The 17,817-nt window shown below is 73.2% G+C and carries 12 protein-coding genes; 10 read left to right on the top strand and 2 right to left on the bottom strand.

Going from position 1 to position 17,817, the window contains the following annotated elements; genetic code table 11:
- Positions 1 to 612 precede the first annotated feature (612 nt).
- A complete protein-coding gene (locus tag NAEX_RS37835) occupies positions 613 to 1,497 on the bottom strand; it encodes a hypothetical protein (protein WP_096332330.1) in 885 nt (294 codons plus the stop codon).
- A gap of 884 nt (positions 1,498 to 2,381) precedes the next feature.
- Here NAEX_RS37835 and NAEX_RS37825 point away from each other — a divergent pair.
- The 5 genes from NAEX_RS37825 to NAEX_RS51345 all read left to right on the top strand — a co-directional run bounded on the left by NAEX_RS37825 (position 2,382) and on the right by NAEX_RS51345 (position 9,196).
- Positions 2,382 to 4,112 (top strand): serine/threonine protein kinase, encoded by a 1,731-nt coding sequence (locus NAEX_RS37825; protein ID WP_096332328.1) that lies wholly within the window; start codon positions 2,382 to 2,384, stop codon positions 4,110 to 4,112.
- 35 nt (positions 4,113 to 4,147) lie between these two features.
- Positions 4,148 to 5,674 carry a hypothetical protein gene (locus NAEX_RS37820; protein WP_096332327.1) on the top strand — a complete coding sequence of 509 codons (1,527 nt, stop codon included), beginning with the start codon at positions 4,148 to 4,150 and terminating at the stop codon, positions 5,672 to 5,674.
- Between the two features lie 44 nt (positions 5,675 to 5,718).
- Positions 5,719 to 7,158, top strand: coding sequence for a hypothetical protein (locus tag NAEX_RS37815; protein ID WP_143141171.1), 1,440 nt, complete (start codon positions 5,719 to 5,721; stop codon positions 7,156 to 7,158).
- 529 nt (positions 7,159 to 7,687) lie between these two features.
- Positions 7,688 to 8,389 (top strand): hypothetical protein, encoded by a 702-nt coding sequence (locus tag NAEX_RS51350; RefSeq protein WP_170136342.1) that lies wholly within the window; start codon positions 7,688 to 7,690, stop codon positions 8,387 to 8,389.
- A 51-nt stretch (positions 8,390 to 8,440) separates the two neighbouring features.
- Positions 8,441 to 9,196, top strand: a complete 756-nt coding sequence (locus tag NAEX_RS51345; protein ID WP_096332325.1) for a hypothetical protein — start codon at positions 8,441 to 8,443, stop codon at positions 9,194 to 9,196.
- A gap of 212 nt (positions 9,197 to 9,408) precedes the next feature.
- On the opposite strand, the gene NAEX_RS37800 is transcribed toward NAEX_RS51345, so the two are convergent.
- Positions 9,409 to 11,598: a vWA domain-containing protein gene (locus NAEX_RS37800; RefSeq protein ID WP_143141170.1), complete on the bottom strand. Its 2,190-nt coding sequence runs from the start codon at positions 11,596 to 11,598 to the stop codon at positions 9,409 to 9,411.
- A 276-nt stretch (positions 11,599 to 11,874) separates the two neighbouring features.
- Here NAEX_RS37800 and NAEX_RS37795 point away from each other — a divergent pair, with 276 nt between their 5' ends.
- From NAEX_RS37795 to NAEX_RS37775, 5 genes are all read left to right on the top strand, one after another.
- Positions 11,875 to 12,936: a hypothetical protein gene (locus tag NAEX_RS37795; RefSeq protein WP_096332323.1), complete on the top strand. Its 1,062-nt coding sequence runs from the start codon at positions 11,875 to 11,877 to the stop codon at positions 12,934 to 12,936.
- 9 nt (positions 12,937 to 12,945) lie between these two features.
- Positions 12,946 to 13,512 (top strand): RNA polymerase sigma factor, encoded by a 567-nt coding sequence (locus NAEX_RS37790; RefSeq protein ID WP_170136341.1) that lies wholly within the window; start codon positions 12,946 to 12,948, stop codon positions 13,510 to 13,512.
- The gene (locus tag NAEX_RS37785; protein WP_096332321.1) at positions 13,500 to 14,210 is read left to right on the top strand and encodes a hypothetical protein; all 711 of its coding nucleotides are present in this window, start codon (positions 13,500 to 13,502) and stop codon (positions 14,208 to 14,210) included. The genes NAEX_RS37790 and NAEX_RS37785 overlap by 13 nt, the downstream gene beginning before the upstream one ends.
- A 25-nt stretch (positions 14,211 to 14,235) precedes the next feature.
- On the top strand, positions 14,236 to 15,810 hold the full coding sequence (locus NAEX_RS37780; RefSeq protein ID WP_143141169.1) for a hypothetical protein: 1,575 nt from the start codon (positions 14,236 to 14,238) through the stop codon (positions 15,808 to 15,810).
- 261 nt (positions 15,811 to 16,071) lie between these two features.
- A complete protein-coding gene (locus tag NAEX_RS37775; protein WP_170136340.1) occupies positions 16,072 to 17,817 on the top strand; it encodes an alpha/beta hydrolase in 1,746 nt (581 codons plus the stop codon).

The following is a 17,817-nucleotide window of genomic DNA, read 5'->3' as shown; positions in this document are numbered from 1 at the left end:
TTCGCTTTCGGGCATGTCGCCCACGACATGCCCGAAAGAACATGTCGCTCAAGACATGTCGCCACGGACATGACCCTCGAAGGCGGCAGCGCCCGTCGTCAGCGCGACCGCGGGCGGCGCCCCGTCCGTCCCTCGCGCACCGCCGCGGACGGCGCGCGATGGCCGACCTGGGGGCGCGCTCTCGCAGTCCCGCGCCCCGACCGTGCGCCACCGGACCTCGGCATCGCCCCGCGGCCGCCGACGTCGGCCCGCGCGGACCGACGCCCTCGCCCCGCGCCTCGCGCCTCGCGCCACCGCCCCTCACGGGCTCGTCCCACGGCGAGGGCCCGCCGCCGCGGGGCGAGCGCTCGACCGGCGACGCGGCGGCACGCGCCCGCCGACGGGTTGACTGCGCGGCGTCAGCGGAGCGCGGCCGCGCACGGCCGGCGAGACCCCTGCGTCCCGCGCTTAGACTGAAACCCTCCCTCGCTCGCTCCTGCGGACATGCCCTCGACGGCATGTCTCATGCGGCATGTCGCCGAGGACAGGCCCTCGGGCACATGCCCCACGCTCCACCGCCTTCCGCCCCCGGTCGAGGGCCCACGCCGCTCCCCGCCTCAGCCCCGTTCGCGCTCAGAACGAGCCGCGCAGGCTGAGCCCGGCGAACCCGGGCCCCAGCGCCGGCGCGAACGCGGTCTTCGGCGACGAGCGGCGCTTGAGCCCGACGACCAGCAGGCCCACGCCGGCGCCGACCAGCAGCGGGGCCAGCACCGCGCCGGCGATGGCCATCGACTGGGCCGACTTGCCGCGGTCGAGCAGGTCCTGGCACGACGGCGACGGCATCGCCAGCACGCACATGTTCGCGGGGTCGTCGACCTGCTTCTCGAGCGAGCTGACGCGCGCCGCGCCGACCCCGGCCACGACCGCCGCGCCGACCCCGAGCCCGAGCATCACCCCGCCGCCGATCGCCAGCCCCTTCCACGGCTTCGGCTCCGGCAGGTCGTCGGACGGCGGCGGCGGCAGCTCTTCCGGCCCCTCGACCTTGTCCTCGACCGGCGGCTTCTCCGCCGCGGTCGCCGCTTCGGCCTCGGCCAGCCGCTGCTTGAATTCGTCGCGCGCCGCCACGATCTTGGGGCTCAGCGGCGTCTCGGTCCCGTACGCGCGGGTGAAGCCCTCGCAGTAGGCGTCGAGCGCCTGGGCCGCCTCCCGCAGCGCCTCCGGCCGCTTCTCGCCCTGCAGCCCGCGCGTGAACGCGTCGACCACGTACTCGTAGACCGCCGCGCGGTTGTCCCGGTTGGCCGTCGTCTCCTTGAGGTTGGCCGCCGCCTCGATCCACGTGCGCGCCGCCTCCAGGTGCTCGCCGCGGTCGAACTTCGCCTGCCCCTCGGTGAACCCGGCCTCGAACGCCGCCAGCGCCTTGGCGTCCTGGGCCGGGGCCGCCAGCGCCGGCGGCGGCGCCAGCAACGCGAGCGCGGTGAGGAGAGACAGGACCCGAGAGGGACGCGTGGCGTGCTTCATGTCGTGTGGGGGGAGTGTCCGAAAGGACATGGCGGAACGAACCGGTGCGCCGCGCCGCCGCGGTCAGCCGGGCGCCCCGGGGCGAGAGGCACCGGCGATGGGCAGGGCCGAGGGGGGCGGCCCGGCCGGGCCCGCACAGGCGCCGCCGACCTCGACGAGGGCGAGCGACGGGTTGCGGGCGAGTCGGCGCGACATCCGGGGAAAAACCGGCGCGAGTGTACAACACCTGCGCCCGCCGAGCGTCGCGCTGTTCCGCGCCGCCGGCGCGCCGCTCGACCCTCTCACGGCCGGGACATGAAGGCGCAAAGCACTCGCCGTCCGCAGCCCATGCGGGCCGCGACGGGCTCGCGGCGCCGCCGTTTCGGTCGCGTCGACGACCGGCCCGCCGCGCCGTCGTTCGGCTCGCAGCCGCCTGCTCGCGGCGCTCGGCGACGCCGTCGTCGCGCTGCACGACGTCGGCCCGCCGCGGACGCGGCCCGTCACAGCGCGCCTCGACCCTGGCCTGTCACCTCGCAGGGTCCCGTCGCCTCGCCGACTCGCGCGACGAGCCTGAGGTCGAGGGCCCCGAAATCGGCGCACGGCCTCGGCCACCGGCTCCCCGCGTGCCGGTCGCCCGCGACGAGCAGCGGGCCCACGGCGGCGTCCAGGACCCACATCACGGCCCGCGGCCGGGGGAGGATCCCGGACACCTGCGCCACTCGTGTCCGATCGCCGCGAGCACACCCCAGCCCGTCGACGTTTCGCCGCCAACGTCGAGCCAGACGCCGTTTCAGCGCAGATCCGCCCGCCCGGCGCACGTGCGCCCGTCCACGGCGTCGCTCCAGAACGGACTCCGTTCTCGCGTGCAGAACGGCGGCGGCTGGTGTAGGTAAGCGAGACCAGGCATGCCACTCGAGGCCCAGCAGGACGCGCTCGTCGGAACCGTGCTCGAAGGACGCTTCCAGGTCGAGCGTCTGCTCGGCGAAGGCGGCATGGGCCGCGTCTACGTGGCCGACGAGCTGCGCCTGCGTCGCCGCTGCGCGCTCAAGGTCCTGCTGCCCGAGCTGACCGAGGACAAGGACTGCGTCGAACGCTTCCTGCGCGAGGCCCAGGCGATCGCGCAGATCCACCACGAGCACGTCGTCAACATCTACCACCTCGGCGAGGACGTGAACTCCGGCGTGGTGTTCTTCGCCATGGAGCTGCTGGTCGGCAAGGACCTCGAGACGCGACTGCTCGAGCGGGGCCGCAAGCCGCTCAGCTGGCAGCAGGTCACGATCTGGATGGAGCAGGTCGCCAGCGCGATGAGTGCCGTCCACGCGGCCGGCATGATCCACCGCGACCTCAAGCCGTCGAACGTGTTCCTCACCGCCAAGCGCGGCGGCGGCGAGCAGGTCAAGCTGCTCGACTTCGGCATCGCCAAGACCGCCAACCACGCCGCGCTGACGAGCACGGGCGCCGCGCTCGGCACCCCGTTCTACATGTCGCCGGAGCAGATCCTGGCGCAGGCCCTCGACTCGCGCACCGACATCTACTCGCTCGGCGTGCTGTTCTTCGAGGCGCTGGCCGGGCGCATGCCGTTCATCGGCGAGCCGATCCAGGTGGCGATGCAGCACTGCAACGTGCCGCCGCCGACCATCCGCGCCGTCAACCCCGAGTCCGGGGTGCCGGCCGAGCTCGACGCCTTCATCCAGCGCATGCTGGCCAAGGACCGCGACGCGCGCCCGCAGACGATGGAGGAGATCGAGGGCTTCCTCCACGACCTGCTCGCGGCCCACAGCGCCGGCCCGCGCCCGAGCACCGGCCCGCTGCCGATCGCCGCCCCGGTGAGCGGCGGCCTCCACGACTCGGCGCCCAATCACTTCGGCCCCGACTCCACGCTCACCGCCTCGGCCTCCGGCGCGCCGGCGGCCTCGACCCCCGCGGCGAAGACCGTGCTCGCCGGCTCCACCCCGGCCACGGGCCTGCCGCGCGTCGACACCCGCACCAACCTCGACAACCCCCGCCCGCCGGCCTCCACGGTCGAGATCCACCTCGACGCCGGCGACGCGGCTCGCCCGGCCGGGCGCAACAAGCTGCTCGTGCCGGTCCTCGCCGGCGCCGCCGCGCTGGTGCTGCTGCTCGCGTTCGTGTTCAGCGGCGGCGACGACCCGCCGGCCGATGCGGGCGTGCCGGTCGCCGCCCCGCCGCCGGCCAAGGCAGCGCCGGTTCAGCCGGTCCAGCCGCCCACCCCGCCGGTCAAGCCGCCCGACCCGCCGGCGCAGCCCAGGGTCGAGCCTGTCCCGACGGACAGCCCGGGCGCCACCGGCGAACCTGTCCCTTCGGACACAGCCGGCGAGCCCAAGGTCGAGGATTCCAAGGGCAAGAAGAACCCGGTCGTCAAGACCGGCGACAAGACCGGCGACAAGCCGCAAGATCCGATGGCCAAGCTGCGGCGCGCCGCCGACGGCTGCCGCAAGACCCACAAGGCCGTGAAGGGCCCCAAGATCACCGTCGACTACGCCACCGGCAGCGACGGCTCGGTCACCCGCGCCGTGCCCTCGCAGCAGGACGCGCTCGGCAAGTGCCTCGCCGACGCCGTCAAGGCGACCAAGTTCGCGCCCCAGCTCAAGCTCGGCCTCAAGATCGACCTCTGAGCTCGCCCTGCCACGACCAGCGACAAGGCGCTGTCATGCCCGCGTATTCGCGCGCTCTCGTCCTCCCCGGCGTCCTCGTCGCCTCGAGCCTGCCGCTCGCTTGCTTCTCGCCGGAGGGGACGAGCGCGACCACGAGTGAGCCGACCAGCACCGGCGACCTCGACCCCACGCTCGCCGCCGCCCAGGGCTTCACCGGCGAGACCACCGCCGTCACCGACGCGCCGACGGTCACCGCCACCTCGCCGACCACCGGGGGCGAGTGCGGCGTGTGCCCGGAGGGTACCTACTGCGCGCCCAACGGCGAGTGCCTCGACTGCCTCGGCCTCGTCGAGGCCGGCTCGAGCTGTCAGCAGGTCGACCCCGCGCGTCCACGGTGCGACGACAGCGGCCGGTGCGTCGGTTGCCTCGTGGGCACCGACTGTCCCGTCGGCGTCTGCCACCCCGAGCTCGAGCAGTGCGTCGAGTGCAGCAGCTCCGCCGACTGCCCCGGCGGTCTCGCCTGCGACCCCGAGACGCACACCTGCTTCGCCTGCCGCGAGCACGCCGACTGCCCCGAGACCGCCTGCCGGCTCGACGGCGGCACGTGCTTCCCGGGCGACGCCCGGCACTGGTACGTCGACAGCGCCGCCAACGGTTGCAGCCTCGCCTGCAGCGACGCCGAGCCGTGCTGCGAGGTCGCCGACGCCTTCGCCCTCCTCGCCGACGCCCCCGAGACCTTCCACGTCGTCCACGTCGCCGGCGGCACCTACCTCGAACCGATCCGACTCTCCGTGCCCAAGCGCGTGGCCGTGCTCGGCGCGCCCGGGGCCCGCTTCGCCGCCGGCGCCGCCGGCGAGCCGATCGTGCTGGTCGGCGACCCCGCAGCGCCCGCCGTCATCGACGCCGAGCTGTACCTCTCGCGGCTCGCGTTCAGCGGCCTGGGCGAGGTCGCCGTCCAATGTCACAACGCCGCCCAGGCCTGGCTCGACGACCTCGTCGTCGCCGACTTCTTCGGCAACGGCCTCTACGCCAACGCCTGTCGCGCCCACGTCCGCCGCTCGCGCTTCGTCGAGGTCGCCAGCGGCTTCAACGTCGGCGACGACGGCGTGCTCACCGTCGAGAACGGCGTCGTCAGCGGCGTCGGCACCGGCCCCAGCCTGCTGGTCCTGAGCGGCGGCACCCTCGCCCTCGACTACACCACGATCGCCCTGCAGGACCCGGTGAACATCGGCCTCCTGCTGTGCAACCCCGGCAGCAGCGTCCAGATCCGCAACTCCGTCGTCGTCTCCGACCAGGTCGGCGCCCAGGTCGACTGCAAGGCCACGCTGCAGGTCGGCACCAGCGTCACCAGCGAGAGCGAGCTTGCCACCGGCCCCGGCGTCGTCCCCGTCGAGCCCGGCGCCGTCGCCGGGCAATTCGCCGGCTGGGCCGAGCACGACCTGCGCCCGCTGGCGGGCAGCCTGCCGGCCACCGCCGCCCGCTGGCAGGCCGGCGACCCGCGGACCGACATCGCCGGCCTGGCCCGCCCGGGCCGGCCCGAGGCCGAGGACGCGGCCGGCGCCCACCTGCCCGTCGGTCCATGAACTCACGACCATGACCCGAAGAGCATGACCCAAAGAGCATGACCGTGAAGACATCCCCCCTGTCCCTCGCGTCAGCCCTCCTCCTCGCCGCCGGCTGCTTCAACCCCGCGGGCAGCGACCCGACCACCGGCACCAGCGGCAGCGACGGCCCGACCACCACCGGCGAGCCCGTGACCACGCTCGACAGCGAGGGCCCGGCCACCAGCGTCGAGCCGACCAGCAGCGGATCGACCACCGGCGACGAGGGCACCGCCACCGCCGTCACCGGCGACGCCTCGACCGGCGTCACCACCGGCGAGCCCTGCACCCTCGACGTGTGCCCCTGCGACAGCCAGGACGACTGCGAGCCCGGCCTGCAGTGCCTCGACGGCACGTGCGTCGAGTGCATCGACAGCGCCGACTGCGACGGCCAGGCGTGCGACCCGGTCGACCACGTCTGCCGCCCCTGCCGCGAGCACGCCGACTGCCCCGAGACCGCCTGCGAGCTCGACGACGGCCTGTGCTTCCCGCGCGACAGCACCAGCAACGTCTACATCGACCCGCAGCTCACCTGCGCCGATCAGCCGTGCACCTTCGATCAGCCGTGCTGCTCGATCAGCCAGGCGATGAGCCAGCACCAGGACGCCACCCACGTCGTCGTCCACCTCAACCCCGGGACCTATGCGACCGGCCTCCACCTCGCGCAGGGCGGGCGCAGGGTCGCCCTCCTCGGCAACGAGTTGGTCAAGATCACCGTCGAGGCCGAGCCCGCCGTCCACCTCGGCGTGGCGATGCAGGACCTCGCCATCGACAGCGAGCTCTACGTCTCGCAGATCCGCATCGAGGGCGGTCAGGGCAGCGCCGCGGTGCGTTGCAAGTCGTCGGCCCGGCTGTGGCTCGACGACGTCGAGATCGTCGCCTACGGCGGGCGCGCGATCTCGGCGTCCGACTGCCGGGTCGTCGTCCGCCGCGGCCAGCTCGCGCTCAACCTCCAGGCCATCACCGTCGACGAGGGCACCGACCTGCGGCTGGAGAACACCCTCGTCGCCCACTACAACATGGGCGCCGCGCTCGAGGTCGGCAACGCCAGCGCCGCGCATCTGCTCTACACCACGCTCGGCGACGTCACCCAGCACGCGGTCGGCCTGTTCGCCTGCCTCGACGGCACCGCCATCGTGAACGCCCGCAACTCGGCGCTCCTGAGCCACGGGGTCGACGACACCTTCGCGTGTGCCGCCACCGCGCTCGACCTCGCGGACTCGGTCGTCAGCGCGGCGACGCTGGAGAACCCCGACACCAACACGGCCTTCGTCGACCCCGGGACCGTCCATCTCCTCTTCAACAACTGGGGCGGCGGCGACCTGCACGTCGCGGGCAACGGCGGCGCGCTCGCCGGGGCCGCCCGCTGGAAGCAGGGCGACCCGCGGACCGACGTCGACGGCGAACCGCGGCCGACGATGGACGGCGCGCCCGACGTCGCCGGCGGCGACCGTCCGCCGGGCTGACCGTTCCCCCGCCTCCGACCGCGCTCCGGTCGGCTGGTCGAAGGGCCAGGTCGTGACGACGCTCATTTCCTGGCCGAAGGGACAGGTTACGCCGAACCCGGCCGGCTGGTCGAAGGAACAGGTTGCACTGGCGGCAGCGCCCCCGTCGAGTGAGACGTCGCCGACGACTGCGCCGTCATCCTCGGTCGCAGCGTCGCCCGCGAGCTCGCCGAGCAGCGTTACCGCGCCCACGAGCAGACGCGGCGCGAGCAGCAGGCGTTCGCCCTGCGGCGGCCCCGAGCTGCAGCGCTACGAGGACTTCTCGCTCCCGCCCTGCGCGCGCGAGGGCCTCGCCCGGGCTTGCCACCGCCGGGGAGATCGGCACGTCTGCCTGCGCTGACGCGCGCCCACGCGCCGCGGCGCGGCCCCGCGTTCGCATCCGTAACTCACCTGTCCTTCCAGACAGGCCCCTCGCTGCACCGCTGCGGCTCTCCGGCCCCACGGCCCGCGGTTGACAAGGCGATCGCGCGGGCCGCAGACTCGGAGCGCCATGAGGAAGGCCGGAACCGCGCTCGTCGCCGCGCTCGCGCTCGTCGCCTGCACGTCGGAGCCGGCGGACGAGAGCACCGGCACCGGCGGCGACAGCACGTCCACCACCGCGGGCAGCACCTCCTCCGCCGCCACCAGCGTCGAGCCCACCACCGCCTCGACCACCGTCGAGCCCACCACCGCCTCGACCACCGTCGAGCCCACCACCACCTCGACCACCGGCGTCGACGAGGCGCTGTGCGCCGACTACTGCGCCGAAGTCATGACGAACTGCCTCGGTCCCCAGGCGCAGTACCCGAACGCCGACAGCTGCAACCGCGCCTGCGCCAGCTTCCCCGCCGGCGCGCGCGGCGACGTCTCGGGCAACAGCTACGCCTGTCGCCGCTACCACACCGACGCCGCGGCCATGGACGCGCCGACCCATTGCGTCCACGCCGGCCCGAGCGGCGGCGGGGCCTGCGGCGACAACTGCGACGGCTTCTGCGCCATCGCCGTGTCAATCTGCCCGGGCGAGCACCCGAGCGTCGACGCCTGCCTCGCCGCCTGCGCCGGCTTCCCCGACGACGAGGAGTTCGATGTCGGCGACGTCGCCGGCGACACCCTCGCCTGCCGCCTCTACCACCTCACCGTCGCCGCCACCGGCGAGGCCGACGCCGCCACGCACTGCCCGCACACCGTCCAGGATTCTCAGACCTGCATGTAAAGACATGTCCCTTCAACCACGCCGGTTCACGCCGCCACGCAAGGCCCACGCATGCCCTCTCGCGCCCTCCTTCCCCTCCTCGGTACCCTCCTGTTCGCCGCCTGCTTCGACGACTCCCGCGGCGACGACACCGGCTCGACCGCCGCCGCCACCCTCATGACCACGTCGGCGACGCAGGTCAGCGGCGACGTCACGACGACGACCACCACCTCGACCTCCACGACCGACTGGACCTCCGGCGAGCCCACCACGTCCACCTCCACCGGCGGCGTCGACCCGGTCACCGGCACCACCGACCCGACCACCGGCACCTCGACCACCGGCGGCGACACCAACGTCGGCTGCCAGATGTACTGCGCGGCGATGATGGGCAGCTGCACCGGCACCAACGCGCAGTACCCGAGCAACGAGAGCTGCCTCGGCGCCTGCGGCGGCCTGCCGCCGGGCTCGCCGGGCGAGACCTCCGGCAACTCGCTGTCGTGCCGGGCCTACCACGCCGGCATGGCCTCGATCGACCCCGGCGTCCACTGCATCCACGCCGGCCCGAGCGGCGCCGGCGCGTGCGGTCAGAGCTGCGAGGGCTTCTGCGCGATCGCCACCTCGATCTGCCCGACCGAGCACCCGAGCCCCGCCGACTGCATGGCCACCTGCGCCAACTTCATGGACACCGAGCCGTACAACACCGAGGACGCCGCCGGCAACACCCTCGCCTGCCGCCTCTACCACCTCACGATCGCCGCCACCGGCCCGGCCGAGGCCCAGGTCCACTGCGGGCACACGATCGAGGCCTCGCCGCCCTGCATGTGACTCGAAGGGCAGGTCCTCCGGGCCATGCCTCCCCGAGCAGGCTCTCGAGGACATGCTCCCAAGACCAGGCTGCCCACACCTCGGCAGCGCCGGCGCCTGAGTCGCTCGCGTCCGCGCTCCGCTCGCGGCGGCGCGGCGCCCTTCAGAACTCGCGAAGGCCGCGCCGCCGCCCCGCGACGGCGCCGGTTTGCGGCCTCTCGCGCCCTTCCTCGTCAGCGGGCCGACGGCCACGCGTCGGGTCCGGACGCCGGGGTGCGGCGCACCGGGTTGCGCGGCTGCTCGTAGCGCGCGCAGAACTTGTCCCACAGCGACAGCACGCGCGTGACCTCGGGATCGTTCATCCCCTGGGCCATGTCCCGCAGGTCGGCCTTGCCCTGCTCGCACTGCTGCCAGCCGTCAGCGTCGATCCACGCCCCGGCCACCGGCGCGGTGCCGATCGGCTGCGGCCGCGAGGCCATCAACGCCAGCCGGTCGGCCCACGCGATCAGCAGGCGGCCCTTGCGGATGTTGTAGGCCTCGCGCTCGATCTCCCCCAGCGAGAACGCCCGCTCCTCGACCATCTTCTGCCCCGACTCCGGGTCCTCGTACTCGATCGTCAGCATGATCTGGTCCTGCGGGCGCAGCTTCTTGCCGCGGGCCATCACGTCGGACAAGAACAGCTGCGACGTGTTGGCGAAGTAGTGGATCGCCTGCACGTCCTCCTTCACCGCCGAGCTCTCCTCGCCGTAGAACACGTCCATGCGCAGCGACGGCGGCAGGTGCAGCTGGAAGTGGACGTCCATCGCCGTCGTCTCGAGCAGCGAGATGAAGCGCGAGCCGAACACCGCGTCGACCTCGGCCTCGGAGCCGAGGAACACGTAGGCCCCCTTGCCGCGCTCGGTCAGCTTGTCGAGCAGGGCGTCGTTGAACTCGGTGCCGACGCCGACGCCCGACAGGCGGATCTTCCGCTCGTCGTAGTACTTGGCGACCATCGCCATCGTCCGCGGGTCGGTGTTGCCGGTGTTGGCGAGCGCGTCGGTGACGAGCACCACCCGGTTGTTGTAGGTCGGCTGGTAGCCGCGGTCGGCCAGCTCGTAGCCGCGGGTCAGGCCCGCGTGCACGTCGGTCGACCCGCGCGGCTTCATCTTCTCGATCGCCTTCTCGAGCACCTCCGGCTTGTCGCGGCCGACCACGAAGCTCTCGACCGGCACGCACACCTCGTGGTCGAACAGCACCACGTTGACGAGGTCGCCGGTCTTGAGCTCGCCCATCATCCTCCGCATGCCCCGCTTGAGGTAGTCCATGCGGCCCTCGTCGCTCATCGACCCCGAGCGGTCGACCACGAACGTCAGGTTGCCGTTGCGCCGCGCCTGCTTGTCGACCGGGCGCCCGCGGATCGCCAGCGCCAGGTTGTAGATCCCGTCCTGCTTCGGATCCTTGGCGATCTCGGGCAGCACCGAGAAGTCGTCGGTCGGCGCCACCTCGGCCGTCTCGAACGAGAAGTAGTTGAGCAGCTCGTGCGGCCGGATGTGCTCGAGCGGCACCGGCAGGAACTTGTCGATGGCGAAGATCACCCGCTGCGCCGACGACAGGCTCATCGTGTCGTCGTTCGACAGGTACGTCGCCTGGCCCCAGTCGCTGTACTGGCTGTCGTCGCTGTCCCGCGGGACCGGTTCGTACGCCACCGAGCTCTCGTCCTCCGCGTCGCCGCGGGCCACCTGCGCCTCGGCCGGCGCCGGCGCGCTCGCGGCCGGGGCCTCCTCCGCCTTGTCGCGCCCGCGGCCGCGGTCCTTCTTCTTCTCGGCCTTCTCGACGACGCGCACGTCGGCCGCCGCCTCGGCCCGCGAGTTCGCCGACTTCGACGTCGTCACCGGGGGCGGCGGCGGCGACGAGGGAGCCGCCATACCGGCCTCGAACCCGCTGCTGCTGCCGCGACCGGCCGCTCCGCCGCCCTTGCCGAGCGTCCCCGCCGTCGGCGTGGTCTGGACCCGCGAAGGCGACGGCGGAGGCGCCGAGCCGCCGCCGCTGTAGGTCACCTGCTTGTACTTCGGCTTCGGCGGCGCCGGCCTCTTGGTCGGCCTGGCGATCGAACCGCCCGAAGATCCGCCCGACGCGATGGCGCCGCCGCTCGGCCCGTAGCACTGATCGATCCGCGACACCATCTTCGGCAGCGCCGCCAGGTTCGGCGGCGCCGCATCGCTGCGATGGCGCGGCGGGTGCGGACGCGGCGAGAACGTGTGCGTCGGCCCCTCGTACGCCACGTCCCCTTGCCCATGCGCCAGCATCACGTTGTTGTTGCCGTCCGGGGTCACGGTGCCGATCGGGGCCACCGCGCTCGAGCGGCACTGCGTCAGCGCGAGCGGGGTCGCCAGGAGGATCCACTTCATCCACGGGTTCATGCGCGTCTCCTTGGGCCGGGACACGGGCCAGCTCGGCAGCCTCGTGCCTCGGCGTGCAGCTCCCCAACGCCGCCGCCTCGCCCGCGCTGACACCCCCGCGGACGCGCCGTTGCGAGCCCCCGGGGCGCGCCCACGACCTCCGGGCGGTTCCGCCCGGCGACCCGCCTGCTCACAATCACATGTCCCCAAAGCCAGGTCGGCTCCTCGCCGCCGAACGCCGGACAAACTCACCGGGCGCCCCGCCGCAGCCCCCTGGCGTCCCGGCCGGGCTCGTGCCTACCATCCGAGGCTGCTGCGTCCATGCTCGGTCCGACCTCCGCGCTGCTCCTCCTGTCGCTGGCCGGACCGCCCGCGATCGAGTGGCGCGCCCCCGAGGGTTGCCCGACCCGCGACGACGTCCTCGACGCCCTGGCCGCCCTCACCCGGCCGCCCGACCTCGAGGGCGTGCGCGTGCGCGGCGTCGTCCGCCGGGTCGCCGGGCGCTACGAGCTGCGGCTCGACATCCACACGCAGCGGCTGACCCAGCGCCGGGTCGAGCGCGCCGACGCCTGCGAGTCGCTCGACGGCGCCGCGGCCCTGATCATCGCCATCGCCATCGACCCGCTCGAGTTCGCCAACCAGCTCGCGCCCCCGGCCCCCGAGCCCGAGCCCGAGCCCGAGCCTGCTCCTCCGCCCCCGGTCCCACCGCCGCCCGAGGTCGTCGGCCCCGCGCCCGCCGCTCCCGCGCCCGAGCCGGCCGGCGATCCTCCGCCCCCGCCCCGCGACGCTCCGCCCCCGCGTCCGCGCGCCCCCCGGCCCGCCCGCGCCCACGAGCTCAGCGTCCTCCTCCGCGTCGACGGGGCGATCGACGCCGGCGCCACCCCGACGATCGCCGGCGACATCGGCGGCGCGTTCGGCTTCCTCTACCACCGCCTCCGCATCGAGGCCGTCGGCCACTACATGCCCGCGCGCCCGCTGACCTTCGAGGACGCCCGGGTCGGCGTCGTCGCCCGCTGGGCCCTGGGGGTCCGCGGTTGCGGCCGGTTCCTCCCCGGGCCCCTCGAGATCCCGGTGTGCCTCGGGCTCGAGGGCGGTCAGTTCCTCGCCGAGGGCGCAGGCATCACCGTCTCCCGCCGGGAGGCTCGCCCGCCCTGGTTCGCCGTCTCGCTCGGGCTCGGCCTCGTGTGGTCCCCGCACCCGCGGGTCGGCCTCGGCGTCCGCACCGACTTCCTCGTCACCCCGCTGCGGGCCCAGTTCACCGTCAGCGACGAGCTCGTGTTCATCACCCAGCCGGTCGGCGTACGCTTCGGCGGCGGCCTCGAGATTCGTCTCGGGCCGGGCGCGCGGCGTGACGGATCGACCGCGGCCCGGCCAAAGAAATAAGTGACTGCCGTGCTGAAGGTTCAGCCGCCCATATCTGGCCCCGAGGAGCACGCGCAGCGCGGGTTCGTCACCGTGTACTACGCTTACTTCGACCTCGTCTGGCGGATCCTTCGCCGCCTCGGGGTCCCTTATGACCAGCTCGAGGACGCCGCCCAGGACGTGTTCCTCGTGCTGCACCGCCGCCTCCCCGGCCTCGATCCGCAGATCTCGCTGCGGAGCTGGCTGTTCGGCACCGCGCGGCGGGTCGCCAGTGATTTCCGCCGCGGTCTGCGGCGCCATGAGCGCCGGATCCAGGCGTTCGCCGTCGTCCACACCCACCAGCCGCGCGAGCGCGTCGCCGAGCGCGCCGAGGCCGCCGACTTCGTGCAACGCTTCCTCGACAGCCTCGACAACGACAAGCGCATGGTCTTCATCCTCGCCGACCTCGAGGGCTTCACGGCGCCGGAGATCTCCCAGGCCCTCGACGTCAAACTGAACACCGTTTATTCGCGTCTACGGGCCGCTCGGGCCGAGTTCGAGCGGGCCATCGCCGAGACCGAACGGGCGGACGGGAGGCAAGCAGCATGGAACCGCTGAGTTCGGAGGCGCGGGCGCGCCTGGCCGCATTTCGCAGCGCCGAGTCGCCCGACCGCGCGGTCGCCGACCGTGTCCTCGCGGCGCTCGAGCAGCGCGTCGACGAGGGCGGCGGCGACGATCTCGACGAGGAGGCGCCTCGACGGTCGCGCCTCGCCCCGCGGGTGCTCGGCGGCTTCGCGCTGGCGGCCGGCGTCCTGCTGGCCCTGACCTGGGCCGTGATGCAGCGCGGCGAGGCGCCGCAGACCCACGTCGCCGCTCCTTACCAGGCCCGCGAGGGCGACGCGGCGCAGACTGCCGAGGCCGTCCGGCGCCCCGAACCGGCCCGCGCCCCCGCGCCCGAGCCCGCGCCCGAGGTCGCACCGCCGGAGCCGTCCGCCGACAAACCTGTCGCTCCGGACCCCGCCAAGACCCGCCGGCCTGCGCGTGAGGACACCGTGGCCGCCGAGGTCGACCTGCTGCGGCGGGCCAAGCTGGCCGCCCCGGCCGAGCGCCTCCAGCTCCTCGAGGAGCACGCCCGGCGGTTCCCCGGCGGCATCTTGGCCGCCGAGCGCAGCCTGCTCGAGATCGAGGCGCGCTGCGCCCTCGGGCAGCGCGACGCCGCGCGCGACCTCGCGGCCAACTTCCCGCGGCGATTCCCGGGCTCGCCTCTGGTCGACCGGGCCGCCACGCTCTGTACTGGACCGGCCGCGCAGCCCTGACCCGGCGCGGCGGGTGAGACGACCCGTGCCCACCTCGAGATCGCACCGCAGCACCATCGCCTCCGCGGCGAGGGTGGGCCTCGCCGTGGTTCTCACCTGTCCTTTCGTACATCTCGGCTGCATCCTCGATCCGAGCCCGCTGGGCGAGCTCCCGGGCGACACCGACGGCGCCGAGACCGGCGGCCTCGACACGCTCGTCGTCACCTCGCAGCAGGTCGACGACACCACCGTCGGTCCGCTGCCGACCACCACCGCCGACCCGGGCACCACCGGCGAGCCGCCCGACGACACCACCGGCGAGCCCGTCACCACCGGCGAGGATCCGCCGCCGGAGGCCGGCTGCATCGACGGCGGCGCCTGCCAGCAGCTCGACGTCCTGTTCGTCATCGACAACTCCGGCACCATGGGCGAGGAGCAGAGCCAGCTCGCCGACAGCTTCCCCACCTTCGTCTCGCTGCTGCGCGGCCTCAGCGACGCCAACGGCCAGCTCGTCGGCGCCGACGTGCACATCATGGTCACCACCACGGACGTGCCGCATCCGCTGTGCACGCCGTTCGAGAAGCCCGACTACGACGCCGCCGACGGCGAGCCGATCGACACCCCGTGCACCGAGCGGCTCACGCGGTTCACCGGCCTCGGCGCCGATCCGCCGGTGATGTCCGAGATCTGCACCTCGCGCTGCGCCGAGGCTGCGCCCTCGGTCCCCACCGATCCCTTCATCCACTTCAGCCCCACCGGCCACAACGTCATCGATCCCGACGGCATGGGTGACGCGGCCGCCGACGCCCTCGCCTGCATCGGCCCGCAGGGCATCGACGGCTGCGGCATGGAGTCGCCGCTCGAGGCCATGGTCCGCGCGCTCGACCTCGAGGCGCGGTGGAACACCGGCGAGCGGCCCTTCCTGCGCCCTGGCGCGCCGCTGGCCGTCGTCATCGTCACCGACGAGACCGACTGCTCCACCCTCAACTTCGCCTACTTCGACCCCAAGCTGCACGACGACCCTGAGTTCAGCAAGTACTGGCCGCCGCACCCCAGCAGCGGCCAGCGGACCGAGCCGACCAGCGCCGTGTGCTGGAACGCCGGCATGACCTGCGCCGACGACGACGACGACGGCGTCTACGAGTGGTGCATGTCCGACGACAAGCAGGTCCTCCACCCCGTCGCGCGCTACACCGACGCCCTGTCCGACCTGCGCCACCTCCACGGCAAGGACGTCGTCATGCTCGTCCTCGGCGGCGTCCCCCAGGTCACCGCCCACAACCCTGCCCCGCCGTTCGAGCCGCTCGCCGGCGGCGTCGACGCCCTCGTCTACCGCGACTGGCGCCCCGAGGACATCCTCCCCGGCGACGGCGACACCCCGGCCGACAAGCAGTTCGAGTTCGGCATCGGTCCCGGCTGCGTCGGCCCGGCCGGCCAGGCCGTCCCGCCCGGCCGGATCCAGGAAGTCTGCCAGTCGCTCGACCTCCCCGACGACCCCGACACCGCCGTCAACGAACGCGCCATGCGCTGCTGCATCGAGTCCGTCTGCGACAGCGACTACACCGCCGCCCTCGGCTGCCTCGCCGGCATGCTGCAGCCGACCCTCCACGCCATGCCCTGACGGACATGCCTCGTCGAGCATGTCTTTTTAGACATGCTCGCGTGGACATTCCCTCCGGGTCATGTCCCATCATTCCCGTCCGGTACGCCCTCGCGGCGGCGGCCGCGACGACCGCGCTCCGGTCCGGCGAACGAGCCGTCGCGGCAGCGACGCGGCGCATCATGCTCGGCCGGTTACAAACGCTTACGCGCGGCGACAATCTCACGACGGACATCCCTCCGGCCGCGGGTCACTGTTCTGGCGACGGAGCGGAGAGACGAAATGATGCTTCATTCGTGGTTGTCTTGGGCGGTGGCCGGCCTCGGCCTGGCGGCGATGCATGGATGCGCGGAGGCGCAGAGCGACGACACCGATGTCGATCCCGGCAGCGAGACCGAAGCGACCGTGGGTACCGACGATTCCGGCGCCACCGACGGCGACACGGGAGACACCGACGGCGACACGCCGATGCTCGCGTGGGAACCCTGCCCCCTGAGCACCCACGGGAGCGGAGACGAGGCCGACTGTGCGGTCGTCGAGGTCCCGCGTGACTGGGATGATCCGGCGGGCGAAACGATCGAGCTGTTCGTCAAGCGCATCGCCGGCAGCGGCCCGAAGACCCGGCAGGTCTGGCTGCTGTCCGGCGGCCCTGGTCAGTCCAGCGCCCCGTTCGAGGACACGGTCGTCCGACCCCTGCGGGAGCTCTCGCCGGCGAGCGACATCTACATTCTCGATCACCGCGGTGTCGGCCGCTCGACCCGCCTCGGCTGCCCTGACCACGAGGTGCCCGGCGTCGACGCCATCGAGCCGGGCGAGTGGCCCGCCTGCATCGACCACCTCGAAGCGACCTGGGGTGACGGGCTCGCGGACTTCAACACGACCCAGGCCGCGCGGGACGTCGGGGCGCTCATCGCGTGGACGCGGGCCCCGGACCAAGACGTGCACGTGTACGGCGTCTCTTACGGCAGCTACTGGGCCCAGCGATACATGCAGCTCTTCCCCGAGCAGCCGACCTCGGTGACGCTCGACAGCTTGTGTCAGGCCGGCCTGTGCTCGCTCGACCAGTTCGACCCCTGGGTCGACCGGGTCGGCCGCAAGTTCATGCAGGCGTGCGCGGCCGACGATTTCTGCGCCGGCAAACTCGGCGGCGATCCGCTCGCGGCCATGGGCGCGTTCCTCGACGGGCTGGACGAGGGGGCCTGCGGCGGGCTCGCCGAGGCCGGCATCACGCGCACCATGGCCAAACAACTGTTCGGCGCCTTCCTGGCCGCCCTCGAGACCCGCCCGCTGATCCCGGCGCTCGTCTATCGCGGGAACCGCTGCGAAGCGGGCGATGTCGCGGTCTTCCACAACCTCCTCGCCGTCCTCACCGCCGCGCCCGATCTTGACTCCGCGCCTCCGGACGTCCTGCTGTCGTCGCAGGTGTTGGGCAACCACATCGCCATCTCGGAGATGATGTCCCTCGAGCTGCCCCCGCTCGCGCAGGCCCTCGAGACCCAGGAACAGGCGTATTTCTGGGGCGGCGACGTCGCCTCGGAGTACGCCCTCTACGAGCAGTGGCCGCGGTACCCGCGCGACGAGTACGTCGGCGAATACCCCTCGGTCGCCTTCCCGATGCTCATGATGAACGGCACGCTCGATCCGCAGACCCCGATCGAATTCGCCGACGAGATCGCGCCGCACTACGCGAAGCCGGGCCAGACGTTCGTGGCGGTCCCCGACGCTCCCCACGGCATCGTGGTCCGGACCCCGACCGTGACGGCGCCGCACACCCCCTGCGGCCTGTCGATGTTCGCCGCCTTCGTCGAAGATCCGCTCGCGCCGGTCGACACGTCCTGCCTCTCCGACATCGTGCCCCTCGACTTCCACGGCGATCCGGCGACCGCCGCCGCCTTGCTCGGCACCACCGACGCGTGGGAAGACGGGGCGCCGTCGACATCGCCGGGCCCCATCCTCATCGGCGACGAGCTCGAGGTCGTACGCCGCCGCTTCCAGCGCGCCCGCCAGCGCCCTCCGAACGCCCCCTGA

It is taken from the genome of Nannocystis exedens, assembly GCF_002343915.1.
Lineage (GTDB): Bacteria > Myxococcota_A > Polyangia > Nannocystales > Nannocystaceae > Nannocystis > Nannocystis exedens.
Note: the sequence above shows the minus strand (reverse complement) of the source record. Positions and strands in the feature narration are given on the sequence as shown.